This is a genomic window from Sphingomonas sp. CCH5-D11 (genome assembly GCF_001557395.1).
In the GTDB taxonomy this organism is placed as follows: Bacteria; Pseudomonadota; Alphaproteobacteria; order Sphingomonadales; family Sphingomonadaceae; genus Sphingomonas.
On the sequence record NZ_LSKH01000126.1, the window covers coordinates 1 to 24,852 of the forward strand.

The 24,852-nt window shown below is 63.8% G+C and carries 23 protein-coding genes and 2 pseudogenes; 14 read left to right on the forward strand and 11 right to left on the reverse strand.

All coding sequences use genetic code 11. The features are described from left to right. Window positions 1-170 precede the first annotated feature (170 nt). From AX702_RS08085 to AX702_RS08105, 5 genes are all read right to left on the reverse strand, one after another. Window positions 171-578, reverse strand: a complete 408-nt coding sequence (locus AX702_RS08085; protein ID WP_047867216.1) for a hypothetical protein — start codon at window positions 576-578, stop codon at window positions 171-173. Window positions 579-595: 17 nt separating this feature from the next. Continuing rightward, on the reverse strand, window positions 596-1,936 hold the full coding sequence (locus AX702_RS08090) for a S1 family peptidase (protein ID WP_156455409.1): 1,341 nt from the start codon (window positions 1,934-1,936) through the stop codon (window positions 596-598). A 294-nt stretch (window positions 1,937-2,230) separates the two neighbouring features. Further along, window positions 2,231-2,536, reverse strand: a complete 306-nt coding sequence (locus tag AX702_RS08095; protein WP_205499322.1) for a HigA family addiction module antitoxin — start codon at window positions 2,534-2,536, stop codon at window positions 2,231-2,233. Window positions 2,537-2,658: 122 nt separating this feature from the next. Further along, window positions 2,659-2,973: a type II toxin-antitoxin system RelE/ParE family toxin gene (locus AX702_RS08100; protein WP_079246893.1), complete on the reverse strand. Its 315-nt coding sequence runs from the start codon at window positions 2,971-2,973 to the stop codon at window positions 2,659-2,661. Window positions 2,974-3,013: 40 nt separating this feature from the next. Continuing rightward, on the reverse strand, window positions 3,014-3,583 hold the full coding sequence (locus tag AX702_RS08105; RefSeq protein WP_066778371.1) for a MobA/MobL family protein: 570 nt from the start codon (window positions 3,581-3,583) through the stop codon (window positions 3,014-3,016). A 690-nt stretch (window positions 3,584-4,273) separates the two neighbouring features. On the opposite strand from AX702_RS08105, the gene AX702_RS22010 reads away from it, so the two are divergent. The 9 genes from AX702_RS22010 to AX702_RS08145 all read left to right on the forward strand — a co-directional run bounded on the left by AX702_RS22010 (window position 4,274) and on the right by AX702_RS08145 (window position 11,578). Then, complete coding sequence (locus AX702_RS22010; RefSeq protein ID WP_125962618.1) at window positions 4,274-4,591, forward strand: hypothetical protein; 318 nt, start codon at window positions 4,274-4,276, stop codon at window positions 4,589-4,591. A gap of 458 nt (window positions 4,592-5,049) precedes the next feature. After that, window positions 5,050-5,334 (forward strand): hypothetical protein, encoded by a 285-nt coding sequence (locus AX702_RS08110; protein WP_007407013.1) that lies wholly within the window; start codon window positions 5,050-5,052, stop codon window positions 5,332-5,334. A 20-nt stretch (window positions 5,335-5,354) separates the two neighbouring features. Next, on the forward strand, window positions 5,355-5,774 hold the full coding sequence (locus AX702_RS08115; RefSeq protein WP_046407154.1) for a periplasmic heavy metal sensor: 420 nt from the start codon (window positions 5,355-5,357) through the stop codon (window positions 5,772-5,774). Continuing rightward, the gene (locus tag AX702_RS08120) at window positions 5,771-6,343 is read left to right on the forward strand and encodes an RNA polymerase sigma factor (protein WP_046407140.1); all 573 of its coding nucleotides are present in this window, start codon (window positions 5,771-5,773) and stop codon (window positions 6,341-6,343) included. The genes AX702_RS08115 and AX702_RS08120 overlap by 4 nt, the downstream gene beginning before the upstream one ends. Before the next feature lie 95 nt (window positions 6,344-6,438). Next, window positions 6,439-8,454, forward strand: a complete 2,016-nt coding sequence (locus tag AX702_RS08125; RefSeq protein ID WP_066778372.1) for a copper resistance system multicopper oxidase — start codon at window positions 6,439-6,441, stop codon at window positions 8,452-8,454. Next, window positions 8,444-9,742, forward strand: a complete 1,299-nt coding sequence (locus AX702_RS08130) for a copper resistance protein B (RefSeq protein ID WP_066486608.1) — start codon at window positions 8,444-8,446, stop codon at window positions 9,740-9,742. The genes AX702_RS08125 and AX702_RS08130 overlap by 11 nt, the downstream gene beginning before the upstream one ends. Window positions 9,743-9,789: 47 nt before the next feature. Then, entirely contained in the window at window positions 9,790-10,164 is a 375-nt protein-coding gene (locus AX702_RS08135) for a DUF305 domain-containing protein (RefSeq protein WP_066486611.1), read from the forward strand. 60 nt (window positions 10,165-10,224) lie between these two features. Then, entirely contained in the window at window positions 10,225-10,674 is a 450-nt protein-coding gene (locus tag AX702_RS08140; RefSeq protein ID WP_004212951.1) for a DUF411 domain-containing protein, read from the forward strand. A gap of 178 nt (window positions 10,675-10,852) precedes the next feature. Further along, a complete protein-coding gene (locus tag AX702_RS08145) occupies window positions 10,853-11,578 on the forward strand; it encodes a DUF2231 domain-containing protein (protein WP_205499320.1) in 726 nt (241 codons plus the stop codon). 179 nt (window positions 11,579-11,757) lie between these two features. On the opposite strand, the pseudogene AX702_RS22860 reads toward AX702_RS08145, so the two are convergent. Together AX702_RS22860 and AX702_RS08150 are read right to left on the reverse strand one after the other, a co-directional pair. Beyond that, window positions 11,758-11,883 (reverse strand): annotated as a pseudogene (locus tag AX702_RS22860) (DUF305 domain-containing protein); the annotation flags it as partial. Window positions 11,884-11,907: 24 nt separating this feature from the next. Continuing rightward, window positions 11,908-12,891, reverse strand: a complete 984-nt coding sequence (locus AX702_RS08150; RefSeq protein ID WP_231731777.1) for an NAD(P)/FAD-dependent oxidoreductase — start codon at window positions 12,889-12,891, stop codon at window positions 11,908-11,910. A gap of 223 nt (window positions 12,892-13,114) precedes the next feature. Between AX702_RS08150 and copC the strand changes: the two genes are divergently transcribed. The 4 genes from copC (at window position 13,115) to AX702_RS08170 (ending at window position 19,558) form a co-directional block, all read left to right on the forward strand. Continuing rightward, window positions 13,115-13,483 carry a copper homeostasis periplasmic binding protein CopC gene (copC, locus tag AX702_RS08155; protein ID WP_066778377.1) on the forward strand — a complete coding sequence of 123 codons (369 nt, stop codon included), beginning with the start codon at window positions 13,115-13,117 and terminating at the stop codon, window positions 13,481-13,483. 4 nt (window positions 13,484-13,487) lie between these two features. After that, window positions 13,488-14,414: a copper homeostasis membrane protein CopD gene (gene copD, locus AX702_RS08160; RefSeq protein ID WP_066778374.1), complete on the forward strand. Its 927-nt coding sequence runs from the start codon at window positions 13,488-13,490 to the stop codon at window positions 14,412-14,414. A gap of 249 nt (window positions 14,415-14,663) precedes the next feature. Further along, on the forward strand, window positions 14,664-17,348 hold the full coding sequence (locus AX702_RS08165) for a vitamin K epoxide reductase family protein (protein ID WP_066778383.1): 2,685 nt from the start codon (window positions 14,664-14,666) through the stop codon (window positions 17,346-17,348). 257 nt (window positions 17,349-17,605) lie between these two features. After that, window positions 17,606-19,558: a cytochrome c/FTR1 family iron permease gene (locus AX702_RS08170; protein WP_046407128.1), complete on the forward strand. Its 1,953-nt coding sequence runs from the start codon at window positions 17,606-17,608 to the stop codon at window positions 19,556-19,558. A gap of 127 nt (window positions 19,559-19,685) precedes the next feature. On the opposite strand, the gene AX702_RS08175 is transcribed toward AX702_RS08170, so the two are convergent. The 3 genes from AX702_RS08175 to AX702_RS08185 all read right to left on the reverse strand — a co-directional run bounded on the left by AX702_RS08175 (window position 19,686) and on the right by AX702_RS08185 (window position 23,024). Then, the gene (locus tag AX702_RS08175) at window positions 19,686-20,018 is read right to left on the reverse strand and encodes a four-helix bundle copper-binding protein (RefSeq protein WP_066760088.1); all 333 of its coding nucleotides are present in this window, start codon (window positions 20,016-20,018) and stop codon (window positions 19,686-19,688) included. Between the two features lie 112 nt (window positions 20,019-20,130). Beyond that, the gene (gene cueR / locus AX702_RS08180) at window positions 20,131-20,559 is read right to left on the reverse strand and encodes a Cu(I)-responsive transcriptional regulator (RefSeq protein ID WP_082731082.1); all 429 of its coding nucleotides are present in this window, start codon (window positions 20,557-20,559) and stop codon (window positions 20,131-20,133) included. An 11-nt stretch (window positions 20,560-20,570) separates the two neighbouring features. After that, on the reverse strand, window positions 20,571-23,024 hold the full coding sequence (locus AX702_RS08185; RefSeq protein WP_269430554.1) for a heavy metal translocating P-type ATPase: 2,454 nt from the start codon (window positions 23,022-23,024) through the stop codon (window positions 20,571-20,573). Between the two features lie 134 nt (window positions 23,025-23,158). Here AX702_RS08185 and AX702_RS08190 point away from each other — a divergent pair, with 134 nt between their 5' ends. Further along, a complete protein-coding gene (locus tag AX702_RS08190; protein WP_066706735.1) occupies window positions 23,159-23,353 on the forward strand; it encodes a heavy-metal-associated domain-containing protein in 195 nt (64 codons plus the stop codon). 292 nt (window positions 23,354-23,645) lie between these two features. Here the strand turns inward: AX702_RS08190 and AX702_RS08195 are convergent. Next, a pseudogene (locus tag AX702_RS08195) lies at window positions 23,646-24,852 on the reverse strand (IS3 family transposase); the annotation flags it as partial.

Below are 24,852 nucleotides of genomic sequence, written 5' to 3' on the forward strand. Positions count from 1 at the left end.
GAAGGGGGTCCCTTTTGCACGCCGATAGGGGGTCCTTTTTGGACGCCGATTGACAGGCGAGCACATTGGCAGCTAATTCGAGCACGGTGCCACGCGCCAGTGGCAGATAGCGTGAGCAGGAAATAGCGCTGTTGGCGAGCAGACACCGCTACGATTGCAAGCCCCTACACCTACCCGGGCGAGCCCATGCTAAGGAGCCGTTGAGAGCATCTATCGGGCAAGCCGATCGAGGCGGCCGCCTCGCCGGCTTCGGCGCCGACCTCCGAAGCAAAGGGCAGGCTGTACTCCCGCCCGATCGGAAACCGCCTACCTCCCACGACGATCGCGTCGCCGCGAGCGTCGAGGGTCGATCCTAGCGGCAGGACCGGCGTCAGGACGGTGGAGCCGACGCGGACCTGAAGGCAGCCATCCTTCACGAAGAAGGTGCCATAATCCCGTGTGGCGTTCCGCAACCGGTTCGCGGCCTCCGGCAGCTCGGTCACGACCGTCACGCCCGAGCTTTGGCCAACCGCGAACGGCCATACCTTCTTCTCCCGGTCAGCGTTACAGGCGGCGAGCGCCCCTAACGCCAACATCATCGGGACCGCTCGGGCGCTCAAGGCACCAATAGCCCTTGGGTGGTGTGGATCAGGAAGGGAACCCTGTCGTTCACCCGATCGATCGGCATATATGAGAACGAACAAGCGCTCCCGGTGCAGGGACGCCCATAAGCGTCGGTGCTGCCTCCCTTGAGAATGCCATAGGCGACGATCTCGTACGAGCCGTTCGGGTATGAGAATACAGGCGCCCCGCTGTCGCCGCCGAAGGCGATCACCTGCTGGCTCGATCCGCTGACCTTCACGAAGCTCGAATAACTCACGCCTCGATCATCGGTGCCCGACACCGAGCTTGACTGGACGGTGCCGCAGGTGAAGCCGGTCGTCATGCCGCTCTTGCACACGGGCATTCCGATATAGTGGTTCGAGTTGTAGGACGACTGCTTGAGCGTACCCCGGGTGGTGAAATAGCCATCTCCATAGAAGCCCGGAACCGTGTTCACGTAGGACGGGTAATCGGTCACCGCCTTGGAGTTCTGGAAATAGACCCAGTACCCGGTGCTAAGGCCGACCACCGGATGATAACGGAAATCATAGAGGTCGCCATAACGCGTCTCCGTTGCGGCCGGCAGTTGCACCAGGTGGCTACCATCGGACCCGACCACGTAGGGCGGGTTCGTCCGGCAGTGGGCGGCGGTCAGGATCGAGTCCCGGCCGTTGCTGTCCCTTCCGGCGAAACCGTAACTACAGGTCGCGCGCCCGGTCGAGTCGACCAGCTCCCATCCGCCATAGACCGCATCGCCTGGCCGCACGTTGGTCTGGAAGGTTTGTAGAATCGGCCCCACCTCGACCTTCACGGCCGAGCGCAACGTCGGGGGGATCAAGCCCCGGGCCGTCTGAGCAGCCGCTTGGTCTTTCACCGTGACGACATAATTCTGGCTTCTCGGCTCGAAATACGTCTCGAAGGGAAGCTTGGCGGCGGTGATGGCCTTCAAGATCGCATCCAGGTCCTGCTGCGCCGCCGCGAGCGATTTGGTCGCGTTGCGCAGCTGCACATAGCGCCGCAGCTTCGCCGGAATCTGATCCAGGAACGCCTTGCGCTCGTCCTGGCCGGTGAATGCGACGATGATCTTGAACGTCGGCGTGTGCTCCACCCACAGGCCCGCGAAGCCGTCCGGATCGCTGGCGACCGCGACGTCCACGATTTGCTGGACATCGCGGAGGACGTCGACACGCTCTGCCGCCTCCGCGGCCGAGATACCGTATTGCTGGGCTAGGTACTCGACCTGGAGGTCCTTGCCCGACCCCTTGGAGTTTTGCGGTGTCGGGAGTGGGGGAGCCTTCATCTCCTGCGCCGCGAGCGGCGTGGTGCAGAGAAGGGCCGAAATGACGGTAAGCAACGTACGCATGCATTCTCCTGATGACGATCATCTACAGCATGGACGGCCCGACCGTTGCGGCGGACCACCCAAGCCCGACTCACCATGAGTGCGGAACAAAGGGTGAACGATTTAGAATCCTACATTGCAAGCCCTTTTTGCAGGTCCGACCTGCGCTTCTCTGAAACGAGGGCGTATGAGAGAGCCCGCCTCGCTGTCGGCGTAAAGCGGGCGGCGAGGCGGGCTTTTCCCAGAATTTGTTCCCAATTCACTTTTCCCGAAATGGCTCGACCTCGACGGGAAATCGAGAAAGGATCAGGCGGCTTCCAAGGTCGGGATACGCGCGATGATATCGGCATCCTTCACGGCCTGCACGCGCAGGTCGTAATTGCGCTGCATGTTCACCCACATTTCGGGCGTGGTGCCGGTGAGCTTGCCGATCCGAAGCGCCATAGTCGGGGTGACATCCTGCTTTTCAGCGAGGATATCGTAGAGGGTCTGCCGCGACACCTCGATCAGCCTGGCGATCTCCGCCTTGGGCTTGTTGAGCGCGGGCAGAATGTCCTCCCGCAGCAGCTCACCGGGGTGCATCGGGGCAAGGCCGGATACGAGCTGGTTCATCATCTGTCTCCTGTCCGGGCCGATCCCGGATCATCATGCGTCTCTGTGTAAGTCCTATGTGTAAACTAAAGCCTTACATGTCAAGCAATGACTGACAGATTTTTAGGAGGGGGGACACCCTCCTAGTGATAGTCCTCGATGTTCACGTCGATCGCATCGCCGTCATCCCAAGCCCATGTGACCCGGTAATTGCCGCTGGCATCGACCGCATATCGTTTGGGCTTGGTGCTCAACCCATGAAAGCGAAAGCCCGGAACATTCATGTCCTCGGGCTTCGTGGCAGCATCCAGCGTGAGCAGGATGCGGCGAACGCGGTTGTGGTTCTGGACGGGAAGTTTTGAGCCATCTCCCTTGGTGGCGAAGGCTTCGAGCGCCTTGCTGGTGTATGTTTTAATCATAGACACATTGTAAGGCATTTCCTGACATTTGTCAAGCATTACCTTACACTCTGCCGAAAACGATTCTTCGACAGCGACCCTACCGCCCGAACCCGATATCCGGCCCGTCACGTCCACGCTGACGGTCTAGCTCCTGCTCTCGCTGCCGATCGCGCCCACGCTGCCCCGATTGGTCCAGCTCAATCGCCGGCACCTGGTCGCGCTGGGGTGACTGGTCGAGCGCCGGCACCGCCCCGAACCCGCCCTCGCTGCTGGTCTGTAGCCCCGATCGCATCGCCCGCGCTGCGCCCTGGACCAAGCTGGACATGCCCTGCATCGCTAGATCGGCACGCTCGCGGAGTTGGTGGGACCACTCCCGTATCCGCTCCTGACCACGCTCGATGTAGAAGCCCAGCCCCCGCTTCTCCATGATCGCCTCGTTCATCTGCCCGCGCGGGGTAACGGCGTGCGGCTCCTTGCCGGCCGCGATCTGCTCGGCCGACGCGCGCCGCTCGATCGCGGCCGACGCATGGCCCATCTTCACGGTCGGTTCGATATCCAGCCCCTGACGCTCGTAACTGCGGTGATCGACCCGCTCGGCTACCTGGGCGTGTTCCAGCGCGCTGTTGACCATCCCGGCCCACCGCTCGCGGATCGCCTCCACCTCCACCGAGGCCGTCGAGCGCTCGTACGACCAGTCTCAGAACCGAAAACTTCCCGCACCGCCCGCGCCCTCGTCAAAGACGATAAGCATCCCGGCTACGGCCAAACGGGCAAGGCGGCCCTCAGGCCACGCTTACAGCTTGTCTTGCTCGCAATCAGCGTAGATTCCTGCTCACGCTTGGTGAGAACGGGCGACCGCGCGTGCTCGCGCTCAACGACGCTGTGCTCGCATTCAGCGTAGCTTGCTCGATATCGGTGCCCTCATGCTCACATTGGGGTCACGACACGAAAGTGAGTTTTGCGTACGCTAGGAGCGAACAGAACGTGTCCGTAAACCCGTTGCGCGCCGATCTTGTCCGGCAAGCCGTCAAAACCGTGCGCTGCCGGACACTCTGACGCTGACCGGCATACCAGCGTTTGACGGCGACGGCAGGAACCGCCCAAATCCTGCCGTTCAGTAAATCGTCTCGGCGTTTCGAAACCGGCCATTTGCCGTGCAGAAATATTCCCGCTTTCCCATGTACGACGGGCTGTTTTGAGAAAACTCAATCGGGAACAGATTTCGAGAAAGTAGCTCCCCTAGGCGCATCAAGAGAACGATCCTGCCCAGCTTTCTCGCTGCGCCTTCCCAATCGGGAATAGGCGGCGAGCAGACAGCATTATTGCGGAGCCGATCATACGTGTTAGGCGTGTACGCATGACCAATACATACATGGCACTGGCGCTATCGTTAGCAGGACAGTCTCTTGGCTATCCCGTTTATGTTCATGTCGAAGAGGGGGTATGCCATTTTCAAATCCAAGATATGGTCATGTCGAAAGAGCGAGAAGTTCGCGATTGGTTAAGAGAATTGCCAGATAAGCAACGGAAAATCGATTTGGTTTCAGACGACAAGCGGGCAGCTAGTTGCGTTCGTAAGGCTGAAGCGATCGTGCGGCGATCTGGGTTCTTCCATATCGCTGTGCGCCGAGGTACAATGAACGACTACCCAGATGGCTTGCGGCCGGGAAAGTAAAAGCGACATATCGAAGGCTGCCGCCGCAACGGGAGGGATAGTCACTTTCCCATTTCTCGATCCCATGCGAGACGGGATCGCTATGCTTTGGGGTGTCATTCCGCCCCCAACCGGACCCGGCTACCAGCGGCACGTTTTTCAACAGCCCCTAGGGTTTCCAAGAGATAGCACATTCATTTGTAAACAGCGGAAGAGCCGTGCCGACCGGTGTCGCCCGGCTCCTCTATTTCTAACGCCGCGGCGTCCGCTCAGTGGCGCGCTCGGCCTGCAAACAGAGTTGCCAAGGAATTTGAACAGCGGGACGCGTGGATTGTCGGCTGCGTAGCCAGCTGCGAGCGATTGGACGCAATGGAAGAGTGCGCAGTCGCGCCGAGGGGCGTGTGGCATTCGTTCACTCCAGATTGGAGGGGTGTTCGCCGGCCGTGCGTAATGGATGTGAGGACGGCGGAGGAATGACCATGGACATGGATTTAGACAGCGCGTTGCGCCGCCTTGGCGAGCAACCGCTTGATCCCCGGCTCGCTGAACTGGAAGGCGAAGTCATGCGACTGATCGCGGCGGAGCGCCGCGCGGGTGGCGTAGTGGCGCTGCGATCCGGCATGCTGGCAGCGCTAGGCGCAGTCGCCTTGGGAGTGGTGGGCGGCGGATTGTCGTCCACAGCGGCGACTGCGCAGGTGCCGACGCTAACACCCTTCGGGCCTGCCATGCCGCTAGCGCCTTCGACCTTGCTCGCGTTCCAGTGACGAGCGGCGACCGGAGGGCGATGCTGATCGCCATCATCGCGTTCGTGGCGGCGGTCGCAGGCGTTTGGGCTGGACGTGAGTTGTTCCCGTCCCCGCCAAGCCCGGGCGTTGAGCTTCACAGCTTGCTCCACGACGGGCTCGAGCTAGACGAAGCTCAACGGACTAAGCTCCAGGCGCTGGAGTCTCACTTCGCCGTTCGAAGGCGTGCCTTGGAGCTGGAGCTCAGAGCCGACAACGCCCGGCTCGCCGCCGCCATCGAGGCCGAACATGGTAACGGGCCGCAGGTCGCGGCGGCCGTCGATCGTTCGCACGGCGCGATGGGTGAGCTCCAAAAGGAGACGTTGAACCATATGTTCGCGATGCGGCAGATCCTGCGGCCGGATCAGACGACGGCGTTCGACCGCGCGGTGGTGAAGGCGCTGACCGCAGACGCGCGGTGAGCCTCGATCTCGCGGCCTGCACGGACGGCGAACTCGCCGCCTTGACGCTCGGCGGACGTCAGGCTGCGTTCGCTGAGATCATGCGGCGGCACCAAAAACCGGTCTACCGCCTGATCCGCTCGCATATCGGCGACGCCGAAGAGGCGCTTGACCTCACTCAGGAATGCTTCGTGGCCGCCTTTCAGAACTTGCGAAAGTATGACGGAGAGCGACCGCTCGCTGCGTGGCTGACCCGCGTGGCGATCAACAAGAGCCGCGACTGGCACAGGCGGCGGCGCATACGCCAGATACTATCGTTCGCCTCTTCGCTGCCGCCCGAGACCATGGAGAGTGGGCGGGACGAGGCGCCAGGTGCCGACGCGGTAACCTTCGATCGCGCAGAGCTTGCGCGGCTTTCGCGCGCGGTGTCCGAGCTGCCGGCCACGCTCAAGGAGACGCTTTTGCTGCGGACCGTGGAAGGACTGTCCCAGGGGGAGACCGCGGCCGCGCTGGGGATCAGCGGCAAGGCCGTGGAGATGCGACTCCGGCGCGCGCGTGAAAGATTGTCGAAAAATCTCGACTTAGTGTGAGGGGATGGGCCGGTTCGCGCGTAGTGAAAGGTAAGGTCGGCGGCCCTCCCCCGGGTCGCCGGCCGCAAGCCATGAACTTGGAGCGAAGGAACGGCATGAGCCGCAAACTGAACCGGCGCGACGTAATGCGCGGAACCGCCGCGCTCGGCGGCACCTTGGCCATGTCGGCCTACTTGCCAGCTTGGGCGCAACCTGTGTCGCGCGGTATCGCCAAACCCCTGCCGACCGTGTCGGGCACAAACATCGCGCTGACCATCGACCGAATGAAGCTGGTCATGGACGGGATCACCACGCCCGCGATCGGGGTAAACGGCACGGTCCCGGCACCACTCGTCCGCCTCAAAGAGGGCCAGAAGGTCCGCCTTGCGGTGACCAACAACCTCGACGAAGATAGCTCGATCCACTGGCACGGGCTCATTCTGCCGTTCCAAATGGACGGCGTACCCGGGATCAGCTTCCCCGGCATCAAGGCGCGTTCGACCTTTGTGTACGAGTTCCCGATCTTGCAGTCCGGCACCTACTGGTATCACAGCCACTCGGGCGAGCAGGAGCAGGCAGGACTCTACGGACCCATCGTGATTGATCCGGCGGGGGCCGACCCAGTCGCGTTCGACCGCGAGCATGTGATCGTCCTCTCCGACCATAGCGAAATGACGGGCGAGGAAATCTTTCGCAAGCTCAAGCAGATGGGCGGCGCCTATTTCAACTATCAACGCCCGACGCTGAGTGGGCTGCTGGCCGGCCGCGAAATGCGCCTTAAGGATCGCCTCGATTGGGGGCAGATGCGGATGGACCCGGCGGACATCGCGGACGTCACTGGTTCGACCTACACCTTCCTGGTCAATGGCTTTGGACCTTACGACAACTGGACGGGTCTCTTCCGACCGGGCGAGCGGGTTCGGCTGCGCATCGTCAATGCCGCGGCGCAGACGAACTTCAACGTGCGCATCCCTGACCTGCCGATGACGGTGGTGCAGGCCGACGGCCAGAACGTCCGGCCGGTAACCGTGGACGAATTCCAGATCGGCGTCGCGGAAACCTTCGACGTGATCGTGACGCCCGAGGACCGCGCCTACAGCTTCGTTTCCGAGGCGATCGACCGATCCGGCATGGGGCGCGCGACACTGGCCCCGCGCGAGGGCATGATCGCCCCGGTCCCGCCGCTCCGCCCACGCACGTTGCTGACCATGACCGACATGGGCATGGACATGAGCGGCATGAGCGGGATGGAGGGGATGTCCGGTATGGCGGACGAGAACCCGGTCGCAAAGCGCGGGCCGGATCCCACGTTGATGCAGAATGCCTCGCGCAACCTGTGGAAGCTCACCGGGTGGAAAGAGCCCACCGATCACGGAACGAAGGCGATAGGCGCTGCGATGGCCAGCATGGCTGGGATGGGGGGCGACCAGATGAGCGGCGCTATGCCTGGGATGGACCATAGCCAAATGGCGGCGGGCGCTGCCGGGATGGCGGGCATGGACCATGGTCAGATGAGCAGCGGCGGCATGGCCGGGATGGATCATGGGTCAGGCGGCAGCATGGACATGAACATGCGCAACCCCAAGAACGCGCCCGGCGTCAAGATGGGGCCGGGAGTGCAGACCATCTCGCCGATGCCGAAGGACCGCACGGGCGAGCCGCCGCAGGGGCTGGAGGACGCGGATCATCGCGTGCTCACTTATCGCGATCTTGTCGCGCTCGACCGCAACCCGGACGTTCGCGCCCCGTCGCGTCAGTTGGAGATCCACCTGACGGGCAATATGGAGCGCTACATGTGGGGCTTTGACGGCCAGAAGATGAGCGACCCTGCCGACCCCATCCCGTTCCGCAAGGACGAGCGCGCGCGCGTCACCCTGGTCAATGACACGATGATGCCGCACCCAATTCATTTGCACGGCCACTTCTTCGAGCTGGTGACCGGACATGGCGACTTCGCGCCTCGCAAGCACACGGTGAATGTGGCGCCCGGCGGTAAGATGACATTCGACGTAACGGCCGATGCGCCCGGCGACTGGGCGTTCCACTGCCACAATCTCTATCACATGACCGCGGGGATGATGCGTGTCGTGACGGTTCGCCCGATGGGCGAGGAGAACCGCGATGCAGCCTAAGTTCCTCTTGATCGCCGGCGGCGCGGCGCTTGGCCTCGCAACGCCGGCGGCCGCGCAGATGGACCATTCCAACATGCCCGGCATGAAGATGCCGCCGCCAAAGGCGCCAGCGGTAAAAAAGCCTGCCGCCAAGAAGCCCTCAGCGACCAAGCCCGCCGTGCACAAGGAGTCCGCGAAGCCTGCCGCCAGGTCGACACCGCGCGCGAAGGCGGGATCGGGGGCCAAGCCTGCCGCAAGTCGGTCCGCCAAGCCTCCGGTCGGTGGACCGGCTGTTGCTGATCCTCACGCCGGTCATGACATGTCCGCCATGCCCGGTATGAATATGCCTGAAGCCAAACCTGATGCCAGTTCGGGGCACGACATGTCCGCGATGCCAGGTGCGTCCGGCGGCGCCAACCCCGCTGAGCCAGGTGCTATGCAAGGCATGGACCATGGATCGATGCCGGGAATGGGCCAAAGTTCGGGCGCGATGCAAGGCATGCCGGGACACGGCATGGGAAGCATGCCCTCAGCCACGGGCGCGGCGATGATCGGCACCAACCTTCAGGCCGGCACCGCTCCGCCGCCGCCCATCCCGACCGATCGGGCCGCGGACCAGGTCTACTCTGCCGCTGCTATGGCGCATTCGCAGCAGCATCTGCGGTCGATGCACGGCGGGCAGAATTTCTCCCAGGTCATATTCAATCTGGCTGAAGTCCAGATCCGGGACGGTCGCGATGGTTACCGGTGGGACGGCAGTGCCTGGTATGGGGGTGATATCAACCGGCTGGTGCTCAAGACCGAGGGCGAAGGGAATATCGGGGGAAGTCTGGAAGCGGCGGAGGTACAGGCGCTTTATTCGCGCGCCATTGGCCCATACACCGATATACAGCTTGGCGTCCGCTACGATTTCAAGCCCAACCCCTCGCGCGTCTATGCGTCGGTCGGCTTCGAAACGCTGGCACCCGGCTTCTTCGATGTCGAGGGCGCACTGTTCCTGTCCAACAAGGGCGACCTGCTGGGGCGCCTGGAAGGTTATTACGATCAGCGGATCACGCAGCGGCTGGTTCTTCAGCCACGCGCCGAACTCAACTTCGCCGCGCAGGACGTGCCGGAAATCGGCATCGGCTCAGGCCTTTCCACGGCCGAACTCGGTCTGCGTCTCCGCTACGAGATCAGGCGCGAGTTCGCGCCCTATGTGGGCATATCGTACGACCGCAGCTTCGGGGACACAGCCCGCTTCGCGCGCGCCGAAGGCCAGGGCGCGGCGTCGACCAGCCTCGTTCTGGGCATTCGCACATGGTTCTAAGGCCAACTAGTCTTGTTGCGTTGGCCAAGGCCAAGAAGGAGAAATCGATGTTCAAGGCAGTAACGCTTCTGGCTCTGGCCGCGATGTCGGCGAGCCCCGCTTTGGCTCAGCAGGGCATGGACCACTCGAAAATGCAAGGCATGAACCACGACAACATGCCTGGCATGAACACGCCCTTCATGCCCGCCGAAATGGCGATGCATGAAAAGATGATGAAGGCCAAGGGCGCTAATGCGAGCGAGACGTGGGTCCGCAAGATGATCGAGCATCACCGCGGTGCGATCGCCATGTCGCAGATCGTTCTCCGGGAGTCGCCCGATGCGAAGACCCGGCAAATGGCTCAGAAATCGATTGCCGAGCAGAACAAGAGCATCGGTGAACTCCAGGCGATGCTCCGGTCGATGGGCAAGCGTCCTCAGTAATAAGCCTCATTCCTCCCGCCCCCAGCGAGCAACGGGAGGAATGACCAAGGAGATTCTTCCATGAAGTCAGCGTTGCGATTTGCGCTTACTGCCGCAGCCTTGTTGGTTCCGGTTGCCGCCAGCGCGGCTACCCCGATCGTTATGCACCGCGACCCCGGCTGCGGCTGTTGCGCCAAGTGGGCGGCGCAGGTGCAGCAGCAGCTCGGCCGGCAGGTGCGCGTCGTCGATGATTCTAACCGCCCGGCGCTGCAGAAGCGCGCGGGCGTTCCCGCGGACCTCTCGTCCTGCCACACCGCGATCGCCGATGGCATGGCTTTCGAGGGCCACGTGCCGATCGCCGACATGAAGCGGGCTCTTGCGACCCGGCCCAAGGGCGTGCGGGGCCTGGCGGTCGGCGGTATGCCGCTCGGCTCGCCGGGAATGGAAGTGCCGGGCGTCAAGGCGCAGGCCTATGACGTGGTCGCCTTCGGCACCGGCGGACGCCGCTTGTTCGCCCGCCACGGCAGCTGATCGGCGATTTTTCTGGTTAGGGCCGGCAGGACGCGCCTGCCGCTGCCAGCGTGACTCCTCCATCCAGTTCGCGTCGAAGCAGACGAAAAGTCTCACGGAAAGAGCTAGTGGGCGGGTGAGGGGAGAAGGCGGGCGTGCGTAAACGGGAATGGATGAACACGGATCAAGGGGTCAGGTGATGGGCGGCAAACGAGGCGGGACCTTCGCTATACTTCTTGCGGTTGCAATATCAGTCAGCACGTCGGCATCGGCGCACGAAGATCACAATGCGCTCGGGGCGGGTCCCGGGCCGGTCGCTAACAGCGCAGCCGAGACGCAGAAAGCAGATGGGGCGGACGCTGGCGACGGCCACATGGGCATGGGCTCTATGTCGACTGTGGACATGAACATGGGTGGCCGCGACATCGCCGGCGACGACATGGACATGGGCGGCATGCACGAGGAGACCGCCAACAAGAACAAGAGTTTCGGCGAACGGCTTGTGAGCTGGCTGGGCCGGCTGCACACCATGGTCATTCATTTTCCCATCGCCATGTTCATCGGCGCGTTCGGGTTAGAGCTGTTCGGGTTATGGCGCCGCAACCGGGACTATCAGCATGTCGCACACATAATGCTGGTGGTCGGCGCGCTGGGAGCGATCGCAGCGGCGTTCCTGGGCTGGTTCGCAGGCGGGTTCTACCTGACCGACCGCAACCCTATCCTGATGACGCATCGCTGGCTCGGAACATCGATCGCGGTCTTCGGCGTCGTGCTGGCTTGGATGGCAGCCCGCCACCGCAAGGGTCCCGAGCGGTCGCGGTCGTTGTATTGGGTGGTGCTTGGCCTGATGACGCTCGCGATCTCAATTCAGGGGTTCCTCGGCGGAACCTTCATGCATGGCGGAATAAACCACTTGGCGTTCTGAGGGGCCCGACGCTTAGTAGCCGCTCGCGTGTTGGCGCGGTTCGAAGGAGAATGCGGCAGCGCCGACCTTCGTGCCGTAGGATGCCGCCAGCGATCCCGGCTCCGCTCGGGCGTGTCGAGGAACCCCGACCCTGATAATAGCACACTGTCTCGATGCACTCGCGCGCGAGCCACGGGATCGTGGTACGGGATCATCGAACGGAGAAAGGCCGTGTCGCCGATCGTCGTGTGGATACGAATAAGCGCGAAGCAGCCGAAGAAGATGACAAGCGAGCCGGCGATCAGCGCTTTGTTGGCGGTGTTCGCTCGTCGCACCGCCAATGGCTCCCGCTACGTCGGCGGTACGCTCCGAGCGGAATACAGCCCGGCGAGGGCGGATGACAATCCACTGTCGCGGTCGCGCAACAGGTTATGAATTGCGGTCGCAGCGATCGCCGCTTGTCCGGCTGCGACGCTGATCTGATCGAGCCCTTCCACGACGTCGCCGACTGCGTAGAGACCCTTAACCGAGGTTTGTTGGTGGGCATTGGTTAGCACGCACCCGGATTCGCTGAGCTGTGCTCCGAGCAAAGAGGCAAGCCGCGTCCGAGGTGATGAGCCGAGTGCGGGGTAAAGCGTGTCGAATTGTAGCTCCAAGCCATTGGCCAGCCTCACCTCGACACACTCGCCAAGACGCAACTGCCCGACAGGCGAGGGGGCGACATCAATGCCCTGCTGGTCCAGCTTGGCAAGTTCGGTCGGCCCAAGATCGAGCGAGCGTTCGGCCAGAAGCGTGACCTTGGCCCCATAAGCCCTCAGGAATTCGGCTTCTTCAGCACCATGACCATCGCCGCCGAGCACCGCCACGTTCATGCGCCGGGCCTCATAACCATCGCAGATCGGGCAATAGCGGAGAAGCCCACGCGCCACGCCGATGTCATGCATCGCATCAGGCATCTCGGGACGCCGGTTGACGACGCCCGTCGCAAGGACAACGGTCCGCGCATACAGGACGTTCAGTTCGCAGCTTGCCGAGAAGTGGTCGCCTGACGCGACGATTGCGTCAATCTCACCTCTCTGGACCGTACCGCCATATTCGCGCAGCTGAGCCTGCAATCGCGCAAGAAACGCGACGCCGGAAATGCCTCCGGGAAATCCTGGCAGGTTGCGCGAGTGCGGGATGGAGGCGACGCGCCCTGCCGCCGCGTCATAGACGACGCAGCTCCTGAGAAACCGCGACAGATAGATCGCGGTCATGAGGCCCGCTGGACCGCCGCCCACAATCAGACAGTCGATGACCTCCTCGGGGTCGCCCGTCCAGCCTTGATCGGTCAATCGCAACCTCATCATTACCCCGCGCATGCGCCCGTCCAGGCCCGCGGCCACAGTTCGTCTCGAGAGGAGACGCGGTGAAAAGCGCCCCATGCTCCCTTCTGAATACGCGCCGCCACCGCCGGCCCCTCATCGAGAGCGGTGCGTCGGCACGAAAAAGATCGTGAGGGGTGACCCGCCCGGCTGCGTAATACAGGTGAACCCAATCGAAATGGAGATTACCCTGATGCGTCGCTTGTTCATCACGACTGCCGCCGCGGCCTTATTCTTCGCAGGCGGCGTGGCGAACGCGCACCCGAAGCTGGTGTCCTCCAGCCCCGCCGCCAACGCGGCCGTCGCGACCCCCGAGAAGATCAGCCTTCAGTTCAGCGAGAAACTCGTGCCGGCTTTCTCCAAGGCCGACCTTACCATGGCAGCGATGCCGGGCATGGCGGCCATGAAAATGCCCAGCAGCGCCGCAGTCGGCGCCGATGGCCGGACGCTCACCATCACCCCGAAGCAGCGTCTCCCGCGTGGACGCTACAGCGTCGACTGGCAGGTCGTCTCTGGCGACACACATAAAATCACCGGCAGCTACAATTTCACGGTGAAGTGAGCGAATGCTCGACTGGCCGACCGTCGCCATCCGCTTGGCGTTGTACCTGGTCCTGGCGGCGCTGTTCGGCCTGTCGGCCTTCAGCCTCTACGGCCTTCGCCTTGGCGAGCGCGATGATGCAATCGCGCTGCGGCCTTGGCTCACGGCAAGCGCGGCGCTCGGGTTGCTTCTCTCGGCCGCTGGCCTGATCCTCATGGCCTCGGCGATGGCCGGATCTCCGTTCTGGCCGATCGATCAGGCTGCTGCGGCCGCGCTGCTCGGAGGGTCGGCGGTTGGCACCGCCTGGAAGGTGCGTATGGTGGCGCTCGTCATCGCCGGCGGTGCAGCCCTGCTGGCGCGAGGCAGAGCATCATGGCTGGCTATGGCCATGATTGCGGCAGCCGCGGCATTGGCGACACTCGCGTGGAACGGGCATGGTGCCGCGAGCGAGGGAAGCACGGGATGGCTTCACCTCACTGCGGACATCCTCCATCTCCTTGCTGCCGGTCTGTGGGTCGGGGCGCTGTTCGGATTGCTTCTCCTGATGGCGCGGCGCGCCGAGGAGATCGATGCTGCGCACCTTCGGCTGACCCATCGCGCCCTGCACGGGTTTGGCTCCGTTGGTACGCTCGTTGTTGTTACCCTGGTGGTAACTGGTTTGATCAATAGTTGGCTGCTCGTCGGGCCGACCAATTTCACGGCCTTGGGGACGACACTCTACGGCCTGCTGCTGCTCGCCAAACTGGTCTTGTTCGCAGCGATGCTGGGGCTCGCTTCACTCAATCGTTTCCGCCTCACGCCGGCCTTCGAGCGCTCGATTGCCATGAACGACCATGGCGGGGCGCTTACGGCGCTGCGGGCCAGCCTTGCGGTCGAGACAGCCTGCGTGATCGGCATCCTGGCGCTCGTGGCATGGCTAGGCACCCTCGCGCCACCCGCGTCGGGCATGTAAGCGCTATGGACCAACCGTCCACGCAAGCGCCGCTCAGGCCTTCCACCTTCTTTTACCCACTTACGCGGCTTAACCCTCGCCTCCCAAGACACCCCCCGCTTGGACTGAGCTTACGTGTCCGACGCCCTAAGTCGCCCACAGGCGCTTGCGGGAAGGCCGCGTCGCGCTGCAAAGCTGGGCGTGCGAGAGGGTTGGTCCGGGTGGGCCTGTCAGTGTTTTCAGAGATGAATGAACAAGGGTGGCAAAGTCATGAACGATGGCAAACGCAGTGAAGCCGGCAGCGGCCAGGGTGGCGAAGTCGTCCTCATCACGGGCGCGAGCGGCTTCATCGCGGCCGCGTTGATCGCCAAGCTTAGCGAGCGCTACACGGTTGTCGGCCTTGATCGTGCCGGTCCTCCAGACCCGCCGCCGCCCGCGGCGGCAATCGACTTCGATCTCGGCTCTGACGAGGCGGTGGGCGCCGCGCTCGAAGAGGTGCGCGCGCGGTACGGCAACCGCATCGCCTCTGTGATCCACCTAGCCGCCTATTACGATATTACGGGCGATCCCAATCCGCTCTATGACAAGGTCACCGTGCAGGGCACCCGCCGGCTGATTGACGGGCTGCAATCGTTCGAGGTCGAGCAATTCGTCTTCGCCAGCACGATGCTGGTTCATAAGCCGACTTCCACACCCGACGAGCGCATCAACGAGGACTCCCCGATCGGTGCGTCCTGGGCGTACCCACAGTCCAAAGTCGATGGCGAGGCGTTGCTGCATGAGCATCACGGGAACATCCCGGTCGTCTATATGCGCGCCGCCGGAGTTTACGACGACGACGGACGCTCGGCGTTTCTTGCGCAGCAGATATCGCAGATTTACGAGCACCGTCTGATCTCGCACTTTTATCCCGGCATGCTGTGTGCGGCACAGTCATCGGTGCACCGCGACGATTTGGCCGATGCCGTGCTTCGCCTGGTCGATCGGCGGCACGAACTTCCGGCGGAGCTGCCACTGCTCATCGGCGAGCCCGACGCGCCCGGCTATGCCGAGATCCAGGACATCGTCGGCGAGGCGCTCCACGGCGAGGGCTGGAAGACGATCCGGATTCCGCAGCCGCTCGCGAAAGCCGGGATCATCCTACAGAACGAAGCGCTCGGCAGCGACGACTTCATCCAGCCCTGGATGATCGACAGCAGCAACGACCACTATATCCTCGATATCTCCCGCGCGCGTTCGCTGCTCGGATGGGAGCCGAAACATAGTCTCCGCGACACGCTGCCCGCGATCGTTGCGGCGTTGAAGCGCCATCCGCGGGCCTGGTATCGGAACAACAAGCTCAACGAGAACCTGGTTGCCTGGCACGATAAGCCAGAGGCCGAACCTGTAGCGCCGAGCCATCAACCTACGGCGGCAGGCGCCGGGATGGCCGGTATGGATCACGGGGCTGTGGACCATAGTAGCATGGACCATGCAGCCATGGGGCACGGCCCTGGCGCGGCGGACATGGCGATGTCCGGCCACGGTGCACACGGCGATCACATGGCCATAATGGACCGGGACGAGCGCCGTGCGCGCTGGGCTCTTTACGCGAACATCGGTCTTGGGCTGTGGCTCGCCTCCAGCCCGCTCATATACGACTCCGTGACCACGCAGAGCGTCGGCGAGGCCGCGCGCTTCGTAACGATTGATCGCGGGTTGCCGTCGATTGAGTGGCGGGCGAACGCGCTGGCCATTAGCGATGTCGTCAGCGGCCTCGCCATCGCGCTGTTCGGTGCGCTGTCGCTGTCGGCCAGGACCAAGACCTGGGCGCAATGGGCGGTGGCGTTCGTCGGCATTTGGCTGTTCTTCGCCCCGCTAATCTTCTGGAGCCCGAGCGCTGCTCAGTACAACAACAACCTGCTCATCGGCTCGGCCGTGATTGCCCTGTCGGTGCTCGTGCCGATGATGCCGGGCATGAGCATGGCGGGCATGATGGACCCCAAGAACATCCCGCCTGGCTGGACCTATTCGCCGTCCACTGACGCGCAGCGGCTGCCGATCGTCGCCATGGGCCTGATCGGCCTTCTCACCTCGCGCATCCTGACCGCTTACCAGCTCGGGCACATCGATACAGCCTGGGAGCCGTTCTTCGTCGGATCGCTGACCGACCCGCGCAACGGCACTGAGGAAATCATCACTTCCGACATGTCGAAGGCGTGGCCGATCGCCGACGGCGGTCTCGGCACCATCAGCTACGTGCTCGAGATCCTGATGGCAGTGATGGGAACCCGCGATCGCTGGCGCACCATGCCGTGGATGGTGACCTTCTTCGGCATTCTGGTCATCCCGCTCGGCGTCGTCAGCATCTACTTCATCATCAGCCAGCCGATCGTCATCGGCACGTGGAGCACGCTGGCGCTGATCGCCGCGCTCGCCATGCTGATCATGATCCCGTTCGCGCTCGACGAGGTGATTGCGATGGGTCAGTTCCTTCTCTGGGCGCGCCGGCAAGGCAAACCGCTGATCCGCACCTTCTTCCAAGGCGACGCGATCGCGGCCGGCGGAGAGGACACCTCGGACGCGATGGCCTCGCCAAGCACCTTCTGGGCGGACGCGAAGAAGGGTCTGACCCTGCCATGGACGCTGACTGCGAGCATCGTCATCGGCGTCCTGCTGATGCTCACCCGGGTATTGTTCGGCACGGAAGGCGGGATGGCGAACAGCGATCACGTTGTGGGTGCGCTGGTCATCACGGTCGCGATCATCGCCACAGCGGAGGTTGCCCGCGTGCTGCGGCTGATCAATGTCGCGTTCGGAGCCTGGCTCGTGGCCGCGCCTTTCCTCCTGGACGGCGTTGGTCACCTTGGTGCCGTGGCCTCGGTCGTAGCGGGCATTGCGCTCGTCGGCCTCAGCTTTCCAAGGGGGAAGCGCAGCGCCGAGCATTATGCAGGCTGGGACAAGTACGTGATCTGAAAGTATCCTCGATCACTGCTGGCTCCATTGCGGACCTTGATCGCGCATCGCACCGTCTCGCGTGCCTTCGTCGCCGCTTTCTTGCGTCGTTCAATCGGGACTGGTTCACGGTCACGATCTGTCGCCGGCGACGATCGCCCGTTGACGCGGCGATGTTCATCATCGGCTGCCTTGGTGATCGCGCCCTCCGCCCAATACTGCTAATGAGAGCTGTTCGCATAGTGCGCGACGAGTAAAGCTTGGAGACGATCACCCATATGCCGTCACTTCGGGTCGCGCTGATTAAGCCTGCACTCGCGCTGGTCGCGTCGCTTATGCTGCTGTTGATTCCCGCTGCGGCGACGGCCGATCCCGGCGACGTGCAAACCGCTTGGCGTCTGCTCGATTATATGGCGGTCGATTATGGCGGTGCGGTCGCCAACGGCGCGGTCACAAGTGCGTCCGAATACGCGGAGATGACGGAGTTCGCCGCAGGCGTGTCCACCCGCCTGCGCGCGCTCCCTGCGACACCTGAGCGGCAATCCCTGATCCAACGGGCTTCGCAGCTCCAAGGCGTGATTGCCCGCAAGGGCTCGGCCCAACAGGTCGCGGCGCTCGCCTACGGGCTCGCCGCCGATCTGCTCAAGGCCTATCCGGTTCCGCTCGCCCCGGACAAGACACCGGACATCTCCACAGCAGGAGCGGTTTTTCGACAATCCTGCGCGTCCTGCCACGGCATGACAGGCAACGGGCACGGTCCCGACGCCGCCAAGCTCGACCCGCCACCGATCGCCTTTACTGATGCCGAGCGAGCGCGCCAGCGCAGCGTGTTCGCGCTCTATCAGGTGATAAGCCAAGGCATCGACGGAACCGCGATGCAGAGCTTCGTCGATCTGTCTAGCGATCAGCGCTGGGCGCTCGCGTTCCGCTCCGGCAGCTTCGCCTCCACCGACGCACAAGCGGTCGAGGGTGAGCGGCTGTGGAAGTCGGACGCGAGCTTGCGGGCACGAATTCCCGACCTGAAAACCCTGGTCGCGCTCACCCCCGCCGCGCTTGCGGGCAGCATCGGGCAGGTGAAAGCCGACGCGGTGCTCGCCTATCTGCGTCGCCACCCCGATCAGGTGATGCAACAAGCCCCAAGCCCGCTCGCCGTGGCGCGCGCCAAGCTTGCGCAAAGCCTCGCCGCGTTCCAGCGCGGCGACCGGCGCGCTGCAAAGGAACTGGCGCTGTCCGCCTACCTCGACGGGTTCGAGCCGATCGAACCGACGCTCTCGGCGCGCGACCCGAACCTCATGTCCCGGATCGAAGGCGCGATGGGAGAATATCGCGCCGCTGTGGAGAGCAGCACGTCAGCCGATGACGTGACCGAACGAGTGGCAGTGCTGGGCGGCCTGTTCGATGATGCCGAGGCCGCGCTCGCGCCCGACGCCGCGACGCAGGCGTCCACCTTCTTGGGAGCCTTCACGATCCTGCTGCGCGAAGGGCTGGAAGCTCTCTTGATCGTGGTGGCCATGATTGCGTTCCTCCGCAAAGCGGAGCGGCCGGAAGCCATGCGCTATGTGCATGGTGGCTGGGTCGGCGCGCTCGTCGCCGGCGGGATTACCTGGGCGGTTGCCACCTATGCGATCGGTATAAGCGGCGCGAGCCGGGAACTGACGGAAGGGTTCGGCTCGCTGTTCGCGGCCGTGGTCCTGCTCTCGGTCGGAATCTGGATGCACGGCAAGGCACAAGCTGATCAATGGCAACGCTATATCCGCGAGAAAATGTCACGGGCGCTATCGGGCGGGTCGGGATGGTTCCTGTTCGGGCTCGCATTCCTGGTTGTCTATCGGGAGGTATTCGAGACGATCCTTTTCTACGCCGCGCTCTCGACACAGGGGAACACCGCGATGCTGCTGGCCGGGGCCGGCGCAGCGATCAGCCTTCTCGCCGTCATCGCCTGGGCAATGCTCCGCTACAGCCGGACGCTGCCGATTACGCAGTTCTTCCGCTACAGCTCATGGCTGATGGCCGCTCTGACGGTCGTGCTGGCCGGTAAGGGAGTCGCTGCTCTCCAAGAGGCGGGGATCATCGACATAGCGCCGCTCGCCAGCGTGCCACGTATCTCGATGTTGGGCCTGTTCCCGACATTTCAGTCGGTGCTGGCACAACTCCTGATGCTTGCCGCGATCATGATCGGGTTCGCCTGGAACCGCCGCGCCAAGCCGCGGACGGGCGGGCCGCTAGCCTAGCGGCAGGGCAGGTGACGCCCCTCTCTAAAGCGTTGCTGCCAACCCTGACCGTGCATCGCACCGTCTCACGCGCCTTGGCTCGCAATGTAACGGGAGGGCGGCGGGGAAAGCGCCGCCCTCGGGCCATTTACGCGGCCATCTTGTCGCAAGCGTCGGCGCACTTGCGACACGCGGCGACGCAATCCTCCATGCCGTCCAGCCCTTCGCAGCTCGACGCGCACGCCCGGCAAATCTCGGCGCACTCGCGGCAGATATGCCGGTGGTGCTCGGACTTGCGCGCCATGAAGTCGATCGCGACACTGCAAATCTGAGCACAGTCCAGCATCAGCTTCATGTGCTGAGGCTCGACGTGTCGCCCGCCCGCCTCCAGGCAGTGATTCATCGCCATGTGAAGGCAGGTGATGTGGCATTCATGGCAGGCGTCCATGCACGCCTTCATCTCGGGATCGATCTGATGCATTGTCTTTCCTTCCATATGCGCCCCCCTCCCCTTGTATATACGCGGTTCTTGGCGCTTTCCCTCGCCGGGGTCGGGACTTCACCGTCCTTGCGGCTCGGACCATGGTCCAAGGTCAACCCTTTTCTTTAGCGCAACGCAGACTCACATGTTCCACTCCGATCGCAAGATCGTCCAGGATCGGGCAATCCGGTCGATCTCCGCCCGCGCAGCGACGCGCCAGATCTTCGAGCGACTTGCGCATCGCTCGGAGCTCGTGCTCCTTGCGCTCCATCTCCGCGGCTCGTGCAAGCGCGAGGGCCTTGACCTCACCACTCGCCCGATCGCCGTCCTGCCACAGCGCGACGAGCTGGCCGATCTCCGAAATTGGAAAGCCCAGATCGCGTGCGCGGCCGATGAAGCGCAACATGTGGACTTCGCGTTCGTCATAGTCGCGGTAGCCGGAATCACGCCGCGTGGCCTTCGGAATGAGGCCGATCGCCTCATAATGGCGGATCATCCGCTGGCTGACGCCCGAAGCTTTGGCCGCCTGTCCTATATTCACGTATCGCCTCCTCAAGCCGCTGTCGGACGCCAACGGCGAAGCGTCAGAGCATTGGCGACGACGCTGACACTCGACAGCGCCATCGCCGCGCCGGCGATCACCGGGCTTAGATACCCGAACGCTGCCAGCGGGATGCCGACCAGGTTGTAGATGAACGCCCAGAACAGCCCCTGGCGGATCTTGGAATATGTCCGTTTGGAGATGTCGATCGCGTCCGCGACCAGGCGCGGATCGCCCCGCATCAGCGTGATGCCCGCTGCGTGCATCGCAACGTCTGTTCCGGTTGACATGGCGATGCCGACATCTGCTGCAGCGAGGGCAGGGGCGTCGTTGACGCCGTCCCCGACCATCGCGACCGTGCGGTCCCCGCCCCGCAATGCTGCTACCGCATCCGACTTTCCTTCCGGCAGGACATTGGCAACGAAATCGTCGATGCCGAGCTTGGCCGCCGCTGCGCGGGCGCTTCCCGCATTGTCTCCGGTCAGCATCACGCTGCGTATGCCACGGCCATGCAGCGCCGCCACGGCAGCAGCGGCGGAAGCCTTGACCTCGTCGCCGAACGCCAGAAGGCCGAGAAGGCGGCGTTCGGGCGCGCGTTCCGCGACCCAGGAGACCGTCCGTCCCTCGGCTTCCAGCCTGGCCGCCTCACTCGCCAGCGGTGTCATCACGATAGCTTCGTCGTCCATCAAGCGCGTGCTGCCGAGGATCAGGTTGCGGCCGTTGACGTCTGCAGCAACCCCGCGGCCGGGCAGGCCGCGCATCCCGTTGGCGCGGGCGGGTTCGACGCCTTCCGAGCTGGCCCACGCCAAGACGGCCCGGGCGAGCGGATGCTCGCTTCCAGCCTGAAGCGCCGCGGCGAGCGCGATCAGCTCGGCGCGTTCGGCCCCCTCGGCCGGCAGTGCGGCCAGCAGCGAGGGCTTGCCCTCGGTCAGCGTGCCGGTCTTGTCGAACGCGACGATGTTGATGCGGTGCGCGGTCTCCAGCGCCTCCGCGTCCTTGATGAGGACACCGGCCCGCGCGGCAACGCCCGTGCCGGCCATGATCGCGGTCGGCGTGGCCAGGCCGAGCGCGCACGGACAGGCGATGACGAGCACCGCGACCGCGTTCAGGATCGCGACTTCCACTCCGGCGCCGGCGATCAGCCAGCCGGCGAGGGTCAGCGCGGCTATGACGAGGACGATTGGCACGAACACGGCGCTGACCTTGTCGACGAGCCGCTGGATCGGAGCCTTGGCGCCCTGCGCGCTTTCGACAAGGCGCACGATGCGAGCGAGGGTGGTCTCAGCCCCCACCGCCGTCGTCTCGACCAGGATGAGGCCGTCCGCGTTGATCGATCCGCCGGTCACTGGGTCTCCAGCGGCCTTGGCGACCGGAAGGCTCTCTCCGGTGAGCATGGATTCATCGACATGGGTTGCTCCCTCGATCAGTCGTCCATCGACGGGGATGCGCTCGCCGGGCCGGACGCGGACGCGGTCACCCGAGCGCACCTCCGCCAGGGCAATCTCTCGTTCGCTGCCGTCGGTGCCGACAACGCGAGCCTGGTCGGGCCGCAGCGCCATCAGCGCGCGGATCGCCTCTCCGGTCTGACGCTTGGCGCGGCCTTCGAGCCATTTGCCGAGCAGGATAAGGGTGATGACGACGGCCGAAGCCTCGAAGTAATAATGCGCATCCATGCCGTGCATCGGCGCGAACAGCAGCTGGTAGAGGCTGAGCCCGTAGGCGGCCGATGTGCCGATCGCGACCAACAGGTCCATGTTGCCGGTTCGGGCGCGCGCGGCCTTCCAACCCGCGCGATAGAAGCGCGCGCCCAGCCAGAACTGCACGGGCGTCGCGAGCAGCAGCTGGATCCAGCCCGGCACCGCCACCTCGATACCGAACGGGGCCAGCAGCATCGGAACGACCAGCGGCAGCGACAGCGCCGCGGCGATCAGCACGTGGCGGAGCTCTCTTGTTGCGGCTGCGTCGCGGCGGGCGTCCTCGGCGCTTCGTTCCGCCTCCGCCGATCCGGTGCGCGCGAATGCGGTGTAACCAGCGCTTTCGACGGCCTCGACCAAGACATAAGTGGGGACGCCACCCACCGTTTCGATCCGCGCCGTCTCGGCTGCCAGGTTGACACTCGCGGAGCGGACGCCGGGCACTTTCAGCAGCGCCTTCTCGACCCGGCCGACACATGAGGCGCAGGTCATGCCCGTGATCGTCAACTCGGTCGTTTGCGTCAACGGGGTGTAGCCCGCCGCAAGAACCGCATCGGCTACGGCAGCGACATCGGATCGTCCATCGACGAACTCGACGTTCGCGCGCTCCGTCGCGAGATTGACCGAGACGCCGGCGACGCCCGGCACCCCGGCGATGGCGCGCTCCACCCGCCCGACACACGTCGCGCAGGTCATGCCATCGATGGCCAGCGACAGCCTGTCTTCGCTTCTCGCCTGTGTCTGCATTGGCAGCTGCGCCGGGGCGCTCATGGTCGTCTCCACTACTGAGTCGATGGCCTTATCGTCCCTCACATCGTGTCAAGGTCAACAGCTAAATACACCCCTTGACCCTGACACAGTGTCAAACCCCACATCTGCTTCATCCACCTCATGGAAGAACGAAGATGATCGATTTCAAAGTTCAGGGAATGACCTGCGGAGGCTGTGCGCGCGGTGTGACCAGCGCGCTTCAGCGCGTCGATGCCAAGGCCGTCGTCAACGTCGACTTGGCGAGCAAGACCGTTTCGGTAAGCTCGACGGCCGATGTACAGCAACTCAAGCGGGCCATAGAGAAGGCCGGCTTCGCGGTGACGCAATAGAGAGCCCTATTTTGCCTGAGGGCTTTCGGGGCGGGCGCGTAAAAGGATTGTGCGTTGATCCGCACGCGCCCGCCTCGCGATCATAAGTGCACCGGCCTGAAACGGTCATGACACCGGCTGAAGCCTCAAAAGTCCGCGTTGTTACTTTATGGGGCGGGCGCGACCTTGACGGTGCATCGCACCGTCTCACGGGCTTTCGCAGCAGCTTCTACGCACCTTGTCCGTCGTCAGAACATTCGGCACAACTCGCGGCGTAAATTAGCGGAGTGCGGGCCTCGTCTCGGGGTTGATGTTATGCGGCGAGCTTGCGGTGTTGCAAGCGTCGATATTCGATGGTCTGTCGTTTGATCCTTTCGCGTTGTTTGATGATGGCGGGTGCCCTACCGAAGTAGGCATCGGCGGGCGTCACGTTGCTGAGGCTCTCGTGGTAACGCTGGTGGTTGTAGTGCTCGACGAAGGCCTCGATCCGGGCCTCGAGGTCGCCGGGCAGGAAGTAGTTTTCCAGCAGGATGCGGTTTTTCAGGGTCTGATGCCAGCGCTCGATCTTGCCCTGGGTCTGCGGGTGTAGCGGGGCACCGCGCACATGGCTCATCTTCTGGGCCTCGATGTATTCCGCCAGTTCGCCGGCGATGTAGCTGGGGCCATTGTCCGACAGCAGCCTTGGCTTGTGCAGCACCGTGGCGCTGTCGCAGCCCGATGCGGCCAGTGCCATGTCCAGCGTGTCGGTCACGTCCTCGGCGCGCATGTTGGTGCACAGCTTCCAGGCGATGATGTAGCGTGAGAAGTCGTCGAGCACGGTCGACAGGTACATCCAGCCCCACCCGATAATCTTGAAGTAGGTGAAGTCGGTCTGCCACATCTCGTTCGGCCGGGTGGTCTTGGTGTGGAACTGATCGGCGGCCTTGATCACCACATAGGCCGGGCTGGTGATCAGGTCATGGGCCTTCAGAAGGCGGTAAACCGTGGCTTCCGACACGAAGTAACGCCTTTCGTCGGTAAAGCGCACCGCCAGCTCCCGTGGGCTCAGCTCGGACTGCTCCAGCGCCAGTTCGATGATCTGATCATGGATGTCAGGCGGGATCCGGTTCCACACGCGGCTCGGTGCCGATGGCCGATCTTCCAACGCCTCCGGTCCGCCTTCGAGGAACCGGTCGTACCATCGGTAGAACGTCCGGCGTGCGATCCCCAGCTTGTCGAGGGTGAGCTTCGCCGGCAGATGCGACTGCTCGACGATCCGGATGATCTCGAGCTTCTCGGATGCGGGATATCTCATTCGTCGTCGCCCCCATCCGCGATCATGCTTTTTTTGAGCAGACGGTTTTCGAGCGTCAGGTCGGCCACGCATTCCTTCAGGGCACGGGCTTCGCGGCGCAGGTCCTGCACCTCGCCGCTGGTCGCGGCACGAGCCGTGTCACCCGCCAGGCGCCGCTTGCCCGCTTCCATAAACTCCTTCGACCAGGTGTAATACAGGCTCTGGGCAATGCCTTCCTTGCGGCATA